Origin of the sequence: Devosia sp. YIM 151766 (genome assembly GCF_030285925.1) — a bacterium.
Lineage (GTDB): Bacteria > Pseudomonadota > Alphaproteobacteria > Rhizobiales > Devosiaceae > Devosia.
Genome location: NZ_CP127251.1, coordinates 385,143 through 398,616, shown reverse-complemented (window position 1 = coordinate 398,616; position 13,474 = coordinate 385,143). Strand labels below are relative to the sequence as shown.

11 protein-coding genes are annotated in these 13,474 nt (G+C 63.2%); 3 read left to right on the top strand and 8 right to left on the bottom strand.

The window, feature by feature from the left end; genetic code table 11:
• Position 1 precedes the first annotated feature (1 nt).
• The 8 genes from O9Z70_RS01885 to O9Z70_RS01850 form a co-directional block, all read right to left on the bottom strand.
• On the bottom strand, positions 2-2,368 hold the full coding sequence (locus tag O9Z70_RS01885; protein ID WP_286020809.1) for an aldehyde dehydrogenase family protein: 2,367 nt from the start codon (positions 2,366-2,368) through the stop codon (positions 2-4).
• Between the two features lie 8 nt (positions 2,369-2,376).
• Positions 2,377-3,366, bottom strand: coding sequence for a deoxyribose-phosphate aldolase (gene deoC, locus O9Z70_RS01880; protein WP_286020808.1), 990 nt, complete (start codon positions 3,364-3,366; stop codon positions 2,377-2,379).
• A gap of 61 nt (positions 3,367-3,427) precedes the next feature.
• Positions 3,428-3,838: a cytidine deaminase gene (locus O9Z70_RS01875; protein ID WP_502870213.1), complete on the bottom strand. Its 411-nt coding sequence runs from the start codon at positions 3,836-3,838 to the stop codon at positions 3,428-3,430.
• Positions 3,839-3,969: 131 nt separating this feature from the next.
• A complete protein-coding gene (locus tag O9Z70_RS01870) occupies positions 3,970-4,935 on the bottom strand; it encodes an ABC transporter permease (RefSeq protein ID WP_286020806.1) in 966 nt (321 codons plus the stop codon).
• Positions 4,936-4,937: 2 nt separating this feature from the next.
• A complete protein-coding gene (locus O9Z70_RS01865) occupies positions 4,938-6,068 on the bottom strand; it encodes an ABC transporter permease (RefSeq protein ID WP_286020805.1) in 1,131 nt (376 codons plus the stop codon).
• Complete coding sequence (locus O9Z70_RS01860) at positions 6,065-7,660, bottom strand: ABC transporter ATP-binding protein (protein ID WP_286020804.1); 1,596 nt, start codon at positions 7,658-7,660, stop codon at positions 6,065-6,067. The genes O9Z70_RS01865 and O9Z70_RS01860 overlap by 4 nt, the downstream gene beginning before the upstream one ends.
• Before the next feature lie 10 nt (positions 7,661-7,670).
• Positions 7,671-8,675, bottom strand: a complete 1,005-nt coding sequence (locus tag O9Z70_RS01855; protein ID WP_286020803.1) for a BMP family lipoprotein — start codon at positions 8,673-8,675, stop codon at positions 7,671-7,673.
• A gap of 199 nt (positions 8,676-8,874) precedes the next feature.
• Positions 8,875-9,300 carry an SRPBCC family protein gene (locus O9Z70_RS01850; protein WP_502870152.1) on the bottom strand — a complete coding sequence of 142 codons (426 nt, stop codon included), beginning with the start codon at positions 9,298-9,300 and terminating at the stop codon, positions 8,875-8,877.
• A 252-nt stretch (positions 9,301-9,552) separates the two neighbouring features.
• Between O9Z70_RS01850 and O9Z70_RS01845 the strand changes: the two genes are divergently transcribed.
• Genes O9Z70_RS01845 through O9Z70_RS01835 form a run of 3 tightly spaced genes read left to right on the top strand, consistent with a single transcriptional unit; the run spans position 9,553 to position 13,297 of the window.
• The gene (locus O9Z70_RS01845; RefSeq protein ID WP_286020801.1) at positions 9,553-10,794 is read left to right on the top strand and encodes a cell surface protein; all 1,242 of its coding nucleotides are present in this window, start codon (positions 9,553-9,555) and stop codon (positions 10,792-10,794) included.
• Between the two features lie 60 nt (positions 10,795-10,854).
• The gene (locus tag O9Z70_RS01840) at positions 10,855-11,748 is read left to right on the top strand and encodes a DUF6384 family protein (protein ID WP_502870151.1); all 894 of its coding nucleotides are present in this window, start codon (positions 10,855-10,857) and stop codon (positions 11,746-11,748) included.
• 4 nt (positions 11,749-11,752) lie between these two features.
• Complete coding sequence (locus O9Z70_RS01835; protein WP_286020799.1) at positions 11,753-13,297, top strand: hypothetical protein; 1,545 nt, start codon at positions 11,753-11,755, stop codon at positions 13,295-13,297.
• The last annotated feature ends 177 nt before the right edge of the window (positions 13,298-13,474 follow it).

Sequence of the window (13,474 nt, the reverse complement as noted above, 5' to 3'; positions counted from 1 at the left end):
GTCAGGCTCCGTAGGGTATCCAGACATTTTTCACCTGCGTCGCCCTGGCCAGGAAATAATCCCCGGCAAAAAGCGGATCGGCCAGGTCATAGGCGAGACCGCGGCTGGTCCAGGTCTGTTTGAGATTGCCCACCGAGGCCTTTTCCACCATTGCCGAGCCTTCGGCGGACCCCATGAACCAGAGCCCGTCGACGCCGTCATGCTCGGCCAGCGTCCTGGCCAGCGTCACGCTGTCGCCGGTGACGATATTGACGGCGCCCGCAGGGACGTCGGAGGTTTCGAGCACCTGGTAGAAATCGGTCATCGACAATGGCGCGCTGGCAGAGGGTATGAGCACCACTTTATTGCCCATGGCGAGGGCTGGCGCTAGCAATGTGATAGCGCCAAGCAGGGGTTTGCTAATTGGCGCGACAATGCCCAGCACGCCCAGCGGCTCGATCATCGCCGCCGCGATGGCCCGCATCGGCGGATTGTGTACGGCGCCATCATATTTGTCGGCCCAGCCGGCAAAGGCGAACAGGCGCTCGACCGATTGCGCGACCTCCGCCACCCCGTCCTCGCCGGTCTGCGCCTGGATGCGCGCGGCGAATTCATCGCGACGGTAATCGAGATTTTCTGCAAGGAAATAAAGCACTTGCGCCCGCGAATGGGCAGAAGCCGCCGCCCAATTGGCGGCCGCGCGCGCCGCTTCCACGGCATTGCGGATGTCCTTGCGATTGCCTTCGCCGGCCTCGCCGACGAGCTCGCCCTTGGGGCCAAGCACCGGGCGATTATAGCCGCTATCGGGCCGCACCTGCTTGCCGCCGATATACATTTTGGCGGTCTGGTCGAGATGCGCATTATCGAGCGGATTGGCCGGCCGGGCGGCGATTGCCGCGGGAGCCGGAGCGGGCTTTAAAGTCTTTTCCCATGCGGGTTTAAGATAGGCAGCCATGCCTTCGCGGCCACCTTCGCGGCCAAACCCGCTCTCCTTGTAGCCGCCGAAACCGACGGCGGCGTCGAACTGGTTGGTGCCGTTGATCCAGACCACGCCGGCCTTGAGCTTGGGGGCGATGTCCAGCGCCAGATTGATGTTTTCGCTCCACAAAGTGGCGGCGAGGCCGTAGCGGGTATTGTTGGCCAGCGCCACCGCTTCCTCCGGGGTGCGGAAGCTCATGGCAACGAGGATCGGGCCGAAAATCTCTTCCGATACCAGAGTGTTAGCCGGCGAAACATTGGTGACCAGCGCCGGCTTGAGAAAGCACCCATCCGTGGGGACAGTGCCTTCGGGCTCGTAGATCACGGCACCTTCGGCAACCCCCTTCTTCATCAGATCGCGGATGCGCTCCACCTGAACCGGCGCAACCAGCGCGCCGATATCGATTGATTTTTCAAGGGGATCGCCGACACGAAGCGCGGCCATGCGCTTCTTCACCTTGGCGATGAAGCGCTCCTCGATGCTCTCCTGCACCAGAAGCCGCGAACCGGCACAGCAGACCTGGCCCTGATTGAACCAGATGGCCTCCACCAGCCCTTCGACGGCGCTGTCGAGATCGGCGTCCTCGAAGACGATATAGGGCGACTTGCCGCCCAATTCGAGCGAGAGACCCTTTCCGGAACCGGCGGTGGCGGCGCGGATGAGCTTGCCGACTTCGGTGGAGCCGGTGAAGGCGAGCTTGTCGATGCCGGGGTGATTGACGATGGCAGCGCCGGTATCCCCTTCTCCCGTAACGATATTTACGACGCCCTTGGGCAGGCCGGCGCGCTCGCAGATCTCGGCGAAGAGCAGGGCGGTCAGCGAGGTGAATTCAGCCGGCTTGAGGATTACGGTATTGCCGGCAGCCAAGGCTGGCGCGATCTTCCATGACAGCATCAGCAGCGGGAAGTTCCAGGGGATGATCTGGCCGCAGACGCCATAGGGGACATGGTCCGGAAAGGCCCGGGAAATATGACTGGCCCAGCCGGCATGGTGGTAGAAATGCCGGGCGACCAGCGGGATGTCGGCGTCACGGCTTTCGCGGATGGGCTTGCCATTGTCCATGGTTTCCAGCACGGCGAAAAGCCGTGCGTGTTTCTGGATCAGGCGAGCGATGGCGTAGAGAAATCTGCCGCGTTCATAACCACTTAGCGCGCTCCAGGCCGGGAAGGCGGCGCGGGCGGCGGCGACGGCGGCATCGACATCGGCGGCGCTGCCATCGGTGATATCGGCCAATTTCTGTCCATTGGCCGGATTGGTACTGACAAAGAGCTTGCCGGGCGCCGTCCAGGCCCCATCGATGAAATGGCCGAAAACACGATTCTTGCTGTCGAGCCAAGCATTTGCCTGATCCGCGGCTTCCGGTGCGGGGCCGTATTCAAGGCTGCCGAAGATTTGCGCGATCTTGTTCATGGAGGTCCTCACACCATCGGCTGGCGGTAGTCGGCGGCGTAATGGCCGGTGAGGCCATGTTCTAACTGGCGCTCGATATCGGTTAACAGACTGCTAGCGCCGAAGCGGAACAAATGCGGTTGCAGCCACGCATTGTCCAACTCCTCTTTCACCAGGGCCATGTATTTGAGCGCATCCCCGGCGGTGGCGATGCCGCCGGCGGGCTTATAGCCGATTTCGATGCCGGTCTCCTCGGCGAACCAGCGGATCATGCGGAGCATGGTCAGCGAGGTGACGAGATTGGCATTGACCTTTTCCTTGCCGGTCGAGGTCTTGATGAAATCGGCGCCGGCCAGCATGCAGACCAGCGAAGCCTTGGCGATATTGGTTTGGGTGGCGAGTTCGCCGGTGCCGAGAATGGTCTTGATATGGGCATCGCCGCAGGCCTTGCGGAACGCTTTGACCTGATCGTAGAGCGCCTGCCAATCGCCGCGCAGCACCATGCCGCGTTCGATGACGATGTCGATTTCCTCGGCCCCGTCCTTCACCGAGGCTTCGATCTCGGCAATCTTGGTTTCAACCGGGGCCAGGCCGTGGGGAAAGGCGGTGGAGACGGCGGCGACGGGAATGCCCGTGCCCTCCAGCGCCGCAACGGCGGTCTTGACGAAGGTGTGATAGACGCAGACGGCGCCGGGCAGGATGCGCAGGTTCTCGACGCCGAGTTTCTGCTTGATGTCGGCGCGCAGCGGGTTGCGGGCCTTGGCGCAAAGGCGCTCGACGCGGCCGGGCGTATCGTCGGAATTGAGCGTCGTCAAATCGATCAGAGTGATCGCCTTGAGCAGCCAGGCGAGCTGGTAATCCTTCTTCACCGTGCGGCGGGCGCCAATGGAGCCGGCGCGGCGTTCGAGCGCGGAGCGGTTCATGCGCACCCGCCCGACCCAATCGAGATCGAGCGGAAAACCCGGATTGCGTTTATGCGTGGCTTGCTGGGCCTTGTTGTCGACGATCTTGAGACTCATCGATCCTCCTCCGGGACGATGGTTATTTCCCGTCCCTTTCTGCCGGGCCATGACGCCCGAATTACGACGGCAGATATTCCGGGCCGAAGCTGTGTGGCAGCAATTGGCCGAGGGTCTGCACCAGCGGCTCGCCGTCGACGCCATGGGAGATCACTTCCACATCGAGATCGGCGAATTCGCGGATGCGCTGGCGGCAGCCGCCGCATGGGGTCACCGGCAAAGAGCCGGGCCCGGTGACATAGATGCGCCTGATGCGCCTGCCGCCGCCGGCCAGCATGGCGGCGATGGCGCTGGGCTCGGCGCAATTGCCCACCGGATAGGCGGCATTCTCGACATTGCAGCCGGCATAGATCTTGCCATCATCGGCGAGGATGGCGGCGCCGACCTGAAACTTCGAATAGGGCGCGTAAGCGCGTTGGCGGACGGCTTCGGCGGCTTGATACAGGGCCTGGTCGGTCGGTGTCTGCGCCATCATAATCCTATCGGTAGACCTCATGGTGAGCCTGCTGAGCTTGTCGAAGGCGCACCACGAGCGTGGCTAGATCGATATACCGGCCTCCTGGTTCGACAAGCTCACCACGAGGTCGCAGAATAATTAGCGCCCTACCGCTCCTTGGTATAGGGCACGCCGCCCGCCTTGGGGCCGACGGCCTTGCCGATAAAGCCGGCGAGCAGCACGACGGTCAGCACATAGGGCAGTGCCTGAATGGCCTGTACCGGAATTTCGACATCGAATAGCCGCGCCCCCTGCAAGCGAATTTGCAGCGCATCGAGAAAACCGAACAACAGGCAAGTGAACATGGCGGGCAGCGGTTTCCACTTGGCGAAGATCAGCGCCGCCAGGGCGATGAAGCCCTTGCCGGCGGTCATGTTGTTGCCGAAGCCCGAGCCCTGGGCGATGGAGAAATAGGCGCCGGCCAGTCCACAGAGCAGGCCGGTGATGAAAATGGCCTGATAACGCATCTTCACCACGGAAATGCCGGCGGTATCGACTGCTTTGGGATTTTCGCCCACCGCGCGCAGGCGCAGCCCGAAGCGGGTGCGATAAAGCACATAGGCGGTGACCGGCACGGCGAGGAAAGCGATATAGACCAGGATGTAATGACCCGAAATCAGCTCGGAATAGATGGGGCCGATAATGGGTACGCCCGATAATTGCTGGGCAAAGGGCAGGTCGATGGGGCCGAACCGGCCATCGCCCGATAGTTGGGGCGTGCGCCCGCCCTGGCGGAACCATTGCTGGCCGAGGAAAGTGGTGAGCCCCGCCGCCAGCATGTTGATGGCGACGCCGGCAATGAGCTGATTGCCCTTGAGAGTGATGGCGGCGGCCCCTTGGAGCATGGTGGTCATGACCGAAACGGCCAGCGCCGCCAGGAGGCCCAGCCAGGCCGAGCCGGTGAGGGCGGCCACGACGCCGGCGGCGAAGGCGGCAGCCAGCATCTTGCCTTCGAGCCCGATATCGAAGACGCCGGACCGCTCGGAATAAAGTCCGGCAAGACAGGCCAACAGAAGCGGGGTGGACAGGCGCAGCGTGGCGTCGAGCACGGAGAGAATGGTGTTAAAATCCATGCTCAGCCCTCCGGCCCGACCGTGGCGCGAGCCACGGCCTCGGCTTTCTGCTCGGGCGAGAACAGCATCAGCGTGCGTTGCAAGCCCGGGCGGAACAGCCCTTCCATGGCGCCGGTGAACAGGATGACCAGCGCCTGAATGATGACTACCACGGTGCGATCGAGCCCCGAAATGACATATTGCAGCTCATTGCCGCCCTGATAGAGCGCCCCGAATAACAGCGCCGCGAAGGCAATGCCCACCGGATGGTTGCGCCCCATCAGCGCCACGGCAATGCCGACAAAGCCGACATCGCCCATGAAATCGAGCACCAGCCGGTTCTGCACGCCCAGCACTTCGTTGACCGCCACCATGCCGGCCAGCGCCCCGGACAGGGTCATGGCCAGCATGATCATCCGGGAGTTGGAAATGCCGGCATAGCGGGCCGCGGTGGGATTCTGGCCCATGACGCGCAGCGCGTAGCCGAAGCGGGTATGCCAGACCAGGACATAGACCCCGACCAGCGCCAGGATCGCCAGGATGATGGTGAGATTGACCGGGGTGTAATTGAACGGCGCGAAGAACTGCCCCAGTTTGGGCATGCGTCCGGTTTCGGCGATCATGGCCGATTCCGGTCCGGAAACGCCGGCGGGCTTGAGCACCCGGTTGAGCATGTAGATCATCAGCGCCGAGGCGATGAAGTTGAACATGATGGTGGTGATGACCACATGGCTGCCGCGCTTGGCCTGGAGCCAGCCGGGAATGAAACCCCAGAAGCCGCCGAACAAGGCCGCCGCCAGCACGGCCGCCGGGGCGACGAGCAGCCAATGGGTATCCTGGAGCGCCAGCGCCACCACGATGACGCCGAGCCCGGCCACATAGGCTTGGCCATTGCCCCCGATATTGAACAGCCCGCCATGGGCGGCCACGGCCACGGCCAGGCCGGCAAAGACGAAATTGGTGGCGTAATAAAGCGTGTAGCCGATATTGTAGCCGCTGCCGAAAGCGCCGGTGATTATCGCCCCAATAGCCATGAACGGGTTGTGGCCAATGCCCAGCACCACCAGGCCGGAAACGAGGAAGGCCAGCGCCAGGTTGAGCAGGGGCAGGAGCGCGATATCGGCCCAGCGTGGCAGGGGTCTGAGCGCGCTCATGTCCGGGCCTCCGTCGCGGCAATGCCGGCCATCATCAGACCAAGTTCGCCTTCGGTGGCGGTGGCGGGATCGGCCTCGCCGACCAGGGCGCCGTCGAACATCACCAGAATACGGTCCGACAGGGAGCGGATTTCGTCGAGTTCGACCGAGACGAGGAGAATGGCCTTGCCGGCATCGCGCATGCTGATGATCTGGTTGTGAATGAATTCGATGGCGCCGATATCGACGCCGCGCGTGGGCTGGCCGACAACGAGCACTTCGGGATTGCGGTTCATCTCGCGGGCCAGGACGATCTTTTGCTGGTTGCCGCCGGAAAACAGCGAGGTCTTGAGCGTGATGTCGGCGGGGCGTACGTCGAATTTGGCCATCTGCTCGGCGGCCTTGCGCTTGGCGGCGGCGATGTCGAGCATCAGGCCGCCGCCATATTCGGGCGCGCCCGAATAGCCCAGAATGGCGTTTTCCCATTCGGTGAAGCCGGTGACCAGTCCCATGCGCTGGCGATCCTCGGGAACATGTGCCAGCCCGGCGGCACGAGCGCGGGCCGCCCCGTCATCGCCTTGCAGCGAGAGGGGCTTACCATTGAGCAGGACGGCGCCCGCTTTCTGGTCGCGCATGCCGGTCACCGCTTCAAGCAGCTCAGACTGGCCATTGCCCGACACTCCGGCAATGCCGACAATCTCGCCGGCGCGCACGGCAAAGCTCACATCCTTGACGCGCACCACGCCCATATCGTCAGCAACGACGAGATTTTGTACTTCAAGCATGGTCTGGCCCGGATTGGCCGGACCTTTTTCAACCCGCAGCAGCACCCGGCGGCCCACCATCAGCTCGGCCAGTTCCTGGGGATTGGTCTCGGCGGTCTTGAGGGTGGCGACCATCTCGCCCTGGCGCATCACCGAGACGGCATCGGTAATGGCCATGATCTCGCGCAGCTTGTGGGTGATGAGGATGACGGTCTTGCCCTGATCGCGCAGGGTTTCGAGCACGCGGAACAGATCATCGGCCTCCTTGGGCGTCAGCACCCCGGTCGGCTCGTCGAGAATGAGGGTATCGGCGCCGCGATAGAGCGCCTTGAGGATTTCGACGCGCTGCTGCTGGCCCACGGAGATGTCCTCGATGAGGGCGTCGGGATCGACCTCCAGGTCGTATTCGCGCTCCAGCCGATCGAGTTCGAGGCGGGCCCGGTCGAGACTGCGCCGCAACAGCGCCGAATCCTCGACGCCCAGAATGACATTTTCCAGCACGGTGAAATTGTCGACCAGCATGAAATGCTGATGCACCATGCCGATGCCCAGCGCCAGCGCATGGCCGCTGTCGGTAATGGCCTGTTCGGCGCCATTGACGCGGATCGTGCCGCTATCGGCGGTGTAAAAGCCGTAGAGAATGGACATCAGGGTGGATTTGCCGGCGCCGTTCTCGCCCACGATGCCGTGGATGGTGCCGCGCGCGACCTTGAGGTCGATGTCCTTGTTGGCGTGGACCGAACCGAAGCGCTTGTTGATCTTTTCAAGCTCGATGGCCCAGCCCTGCGCCGGTGCAAAAGCAGCGGCCGTCTCCGGCCGCTGCGCGATATCTGCCTTATCGCCGTTCATGTCCGGCCGCTTACAGCGGGCAGTTCATGTCGGATTCATAGTCGTGGACGGAAATCTCGCCCGACAGAATCTTGGCTTTGAAATCTTCGACCTGGGCGATCATGTCCTCGCTGAGCTCGTCCTGGTTGAATTCGTCGACCGAATAGCCGACGAAATCGCCATCGAGGCCCAGATCGACCGGACCGGGCTGGAAGGTGGCGTCGTCACCGGCATTGTTGAAGGCGGCGATGACGGCGTTGTCGACGCGCTTTTCCATCGAGGTCAGCACCGAGCCGGGATGCAGATAGTTCTGGTTGGAATCGACGCCGATCGAATATTTGCCGGCATCGGCCATGGTCTGGAGAACGCCCAGGCCGGAACCGCCAGCGGCGGCGAAGACGACTTCCGCACCCTGATCGATGGCGGCCTTGGCCAGTTCGCCCGCCGTCACCGGATCGTTCCAGGCAGCCGGGGTGGTGCCGGTATAGGTCTCGATCAGCTTGGCATCGGCATTGACCGCGCGCACGCCCTGGGCATAGCCGCAATAGAAGCGGTGGATCAGCGGCACATCCATGCCGCCGACGAAGCCATAGGTGCCCGAATCGGACTTCAAGGCCGCCAGCGCGCCCACCAGGAACGAGCCGGTATGCTCGTCAAAGCGGATGGACTGCACGTTGGGCGCATCCACGGTCGCATCGATCACCACGAAATTGGTGTCAGGGAATTCGGCGGCCAGCGGCCCCAGCACCGATTCCCACATGAAGCTCATGACCACGATGGGGTTGGCGCCCTGGCTGGCGAAGCGGCGCAGGGCCTGTTCGCGCTGGGCGTCGTTCTGCAATTCGAGATCGAGATAATTGCCGCCGGTATCGGCCTTCCACTTTTCGGCGCCGTTATAGGCGGCTTCGTTGAAGGATTTGTCGAATTTGCCGCCGAGATCGTAGATCAGCGCCGGATCGGCTAGAGCGGCGCCAGTGAGGAGTGCGCTCAGCGCAACGCCGCCGGCAATGGCCTTGGTAAGGGTCGAAATTTTCATTGATTTAATCTCCCTGTCTCGCGCCCAGCATCGGGAACCGGCCCCGAGGCACAATCATGTGCGCTGACCGGGGATAAAACCGTGCAATGACGTCGCCTGCAAGGGGGAATAGACAAAACTTTTCCGAATGGTCAAAGTTTGGGCGCATTGCGGCCCGCCGGGACGCCGAAAGCCGGCAATGAACCGGGCCGCTGCGGCGTCAGACCGGGCCGAAAGCGGCGATCTCGGCGCCCATGGCCGTGGCGAAGCGTTCGAAAAAGCCGTCGATGATCTTTTGCGCCGAATTGCCGATCAGCGCCTTGCCCAGCTTCATGATCTGCCCGGAGGCGCCGCCATGCGCGGTAAAGGCCAGCAGGGTGGCCGCGCCATCGTCGGCAAGAGTGATGTCGGCCGCGCCTTCCGCCAGGCCCAGGAGCCCGCCCTTGCCGCGCCCGGCCAGGGTATAGCTTTGGGCCGCCTGGACATCGGAGAGCGCCAGTTCGCCCTTGAAGGTGGGTTTGACGACGCCAAGATTGACGCTGATCTCGAGATCGAGCGTGCCGGGTCCCGACCAGGCGATATGGCTGCAACCGGGAATGGCCGCCTTGAGCATGTCAGGATCGTTGAGCGCCGCCCATACCGCCATGCGGGGCGCTTCTATGCGATAGCGTCCACCAAACTCCATTCAGCCGGCCCGCGCACAGGGATTTGGCCCGGCAGAGCGGGCTGGACGGCTGTTGAGCATTGCGGGGTCCTGACCTTTACCTGCGGCTTTTTCGCACCAATATGACCTAAATAGTTGGCCACGCCCCCGCTTGCAATTGTCATGCCGCATCGCAGACGCAATCTAGGGCATAAGGCGCTGTGCCGAACCGGCCCATTCTAGAGGGAAACAGGGATGACCGATCAAGTGACCAATACCGCAGCCCAAGCAGCATCCGCCGTAACCACCCTGGCGGAAAAGCCGTTGCAGTATCTCGACAAGGCGGTCAACGCCATTCGCGATCTCGGGATCTGGCCGGAACAGCAGGGCGAGCAGCCGATTACCGGCCTCTTGAGCCAGATCACCGAACTGGACGAAACCCGTGTCATCCTGATCGGCCGCACCTTGTCGCAGGCCAGCGCCTTCAATGAAGTGGTGCGCGAACAGGTCGCCGCCATGAAGATCGGCGAGCGCTACGAAGACATCACCAAGGGCTTCGATTCCATTCGCGACGACGCCAAGATGCTGGTCGATCAGTTGGAAGACAACAAGATCGACCTGATGGAGCGCGTCTCCAATGTGTGGATGAAGGTGAGCCGCGGCGACATCGCCACCCGCTTCAACAAGGTCCGCGACACCTATCTCGAAGTGACGCGCGACACCAAGGACCAGATCGACCGCGAACATACCATCCTCGAAGCCTATCGCGATTTTCGCGGCGCGCTGAAACAGGCCGAGGTAATGGCGCTAGAATTGCTGCAGGTCGCCGAAAAGCGCCTGGAGGAAAAGAAGGACATCCTGCAGAAATCGGCTGACGAGCTGGCCGCCTATGCCGGCGACGTGCCGGCGGACCGCGCGCGATTGGAAATGGCCCGCGACGAGCAATTGCGCGAAATGCAGAACGAGGAAAAGCGCTACCAGATCGCCAAGGACCTCTCGGATAATCTGACCATTTCCTACAATACCTCGGAAGTGGTGATGGCGCGGCTGATGCAGACCACCAATGCCAAGGAGCGGGTCTATCAGCAGTCGATCTCGTTCTTCTCGACCAATGAGACGGTGCTGACCGCGCTTTCGGCCTCGTTTACCGGCATGTTCGGCCTGCACGAATCGACGGCGACGCTGAACGCGATGAAGGAAGGCATGTCCAAGAGCCTCGAAACGCTCTCGGAAATCGGCGACAAGGTGCAGGAAGAGGCGGTGCGGGCCGGCTATGGCCCGACGGTGCGCGCCGACGCGGTCAAGAAGCTGGTCGATTCGGTGGTCAATTTCCAGGAGAAGAGCCGCGGCATCATCAATGAGATGCGGGTCGCTTCCACCAAGAATTCGGCGGAAATCCGCGACGCGGTGGAAGATGGCAAGCGCCGGCTGACGACGCTCGCCGCCGAGGGCAATGCCCTGCTGCTCGAAACCAAGAACCAAGGCTCGGACAGGTAGAGGCAAGGGCTGGGCATGAGTGACGCGACGGCAAGGCCCGCTGCACCTCTGGATGAAGTCATGCTGGCAATGGACGTGGTCGACACGCTCCGGCACCGGCAGGACCTGGTGACGCGCGAGCTCGATGGAGCCGCGCGGGAAAAGCAGCTGATCGAGAGGCTGCGCCAGATCTATCACCAGCAGGGAATCGAGGTTCCCGATCACATCCTCAAGGAAGGCGTCTCCGCCCTGGCGGAGAGCCGCTTCACTTATGAGCCCCCTGCCCCCGGCTTCGGCACCACGCTGGCCCGGCTCTATGTGAGCCGCACACGCTGGGGCCGCCCGGCCCTGGCGGCGCTCTTGGCGCTGGTCGTGCTGGGCGTCGGCTATTTCGGGATCTGGCAGCCGTTCCAGCGCGGCCAGGCCGAGCAGGCCCGGATCGAGCTGGCCGAAACGCTGCCCGCCGAGATGGACGCGCTCTACCAGACCATTTACGAGGAAACCAAGGTGCAGCAGGCCGTGGTGCAGGCCGACGCCCTGCTCGCGCGTGGCAAGACCCTGGCCGCCGAGGGCAATCGCGAGGGCGCCGAGGATGCCATCGAACGGCTGACGGCTTTGCGCGATCAGCTGCGGCAGCAATATGCGCTGCGCGTGGTCAATCGGCAGGACGTGCAATCGGGCTTCTGGACCTTTCCCGAGGTCAATACCGATGCGACCAATTATTATATCGTGGTCGAGGCGCTCGACCCGGACGGCAAGGCGCTGTCGCTGCCCATTCTCAACGAGGAAAGCGGACAGACCGAAATTGTGGCCATGTGGGGGGTCAGGGTGCCGGAAACGGTCTATAATGCCGTGGCCGCCGACAAGCAGGATGACGGCATCATCCAAGGCAATCTGGTCGGACGGAAATCGGACGGGTTCCTGGACGTGGAATATCTGATGCCGGTCATGGGCGGGGCGGTGACGCAGTGGTGATGGCATGAGCATCCGAGGACCCCAGGCGCTGGCCAGCCTCGAAGAGGCGATGCGCGACATCCGCCGCGAGGAGGACGAGCTTTCCAAGCGTGTTGCCCGTTCGGCCGAGCGCATCACCAAGATCAAGGAAAGCGAAGCCGAGCTGTTCCGCCAATTGGCGCAATTGCGGCTCGATCCCGCGGTGCAGTCCGAGTTGGACGGGCGGATTTCCAGCGCCGAGGCCAAGGCGCGCAACATGCTCAAAAATCATGCGCGTGAGGTGAGCAAGGCGGAACAGGCCATGACCGAGGTGGACGCCGCCCGCGCTGCCCTGGTCGAGAACCGCAATGCCGCCGGGGCGCGGCTGGAAGAGCAGAATGGCAGGCTGAACGAGCTGACCGCAAGCCTGGCCGGCAAGCTGGCCACCGATCCGGAATTTCAGGCCAAGAAACGAGAAACCGAGGAATTGGACCGCGTCGCCGAGCAATCGATGCGCAAGACCGAACAGGCCGAAGCCGACCGGGAGCAGAAGGGTCGGCCCTATCGGCACGATCCGCTATTCATGTATCTGTGGGATGCCGGCTATGGCACCAGTGCCTATAAGGCCGGCAATCTGACGCGCTATCTGGATGGGCTGGTGGCCAATCTGGTGCGCTTCCAGAAGGTCCGGCCCAATTACGCCATGCTCAACGAATTGCCGCTGCGCCTGCGCGAACATGCCGAGCGGCAGGAGGCGCTGGTGCAGGCGGCCGAGGCGGAACTGGCGGCGCTGGAAGTGGCGGCGGTGGACGCGGAAGGCGGCAAGCCGATCCGCGAGGCCATCGCAGCGGCAGAGGCGGAAATCGAAAAACTCGATATCGACATCCTTGCCATCGAGGACCGGCGCGACGCGGCGGCCCAGGCCTTGCAGGCCCTGGCGGAAGGCAAGGACCCGGCCTTCGAAACGGCGGCCTCGGAACTGGCCGATGCCCTGGGGCGGGAAGATATCCAGACATTGCTGGCCGAAGCGCGGATGACCCGCACCAGCCAGGACGACCGGATCATCGCCCAGATCGACGAGGGGCGTACCCGGCTGCGCGAAGAGGAAGAGGAAAGCCGCGAGCAGCGCGAGCGGCTGAAGATCCTGGGGGCGCGGCGGCGCGAGCTGGAGGACATCCAGTGGGAGTTCAAGAAGCAGCGCTTCGATGATCCGGCGTCCAGTTTCAAGGAGGAGAGGCTGGTCGGCGATATGCTCGACCAGTTCCTGCGCGGCGGCATTACGGCGGCCAGTTACTGGGACCAGTGGCGGCGCAGTCAGAACTGGGCCCCGGGCAGCGAATGGGGCGCCGGCTATAAAAGCACCAGGCAGGCTCGCGGCAATCATGGCAATCCATGGCCGCCCAGCGGCGGTAGCGGATTCCAGTGGCCGGACAGCAGCTTTGGCGGCAGCGGCAGCAAGAAGAGCAGATCGTCCGGCGGGTTCGGCGGCTGGGGCAGCCGATCCTCTTCAGGCGGCGGCTTTTCGCGGCCGCGCACCGGCTCCTCGGGCACCCGCAAGCATAGCGGCTTCAAGACCGGCGGCGGGTTCTAGGGCGATTATCCGTCATTCCCTCGCCGCTGACGGAAACGCTCCGCGCATGTGGGGATCGGCGGTTCCCTACGCATCTTTCCCCCTGAGCGGTCTGGCTTTGACGGAATCGGCGTCTCATCCCCGCTCGTCACTCTCGCGCTCGACGCGAGGGGTCTTTGTTTGTGGGTTTTGCCGCCA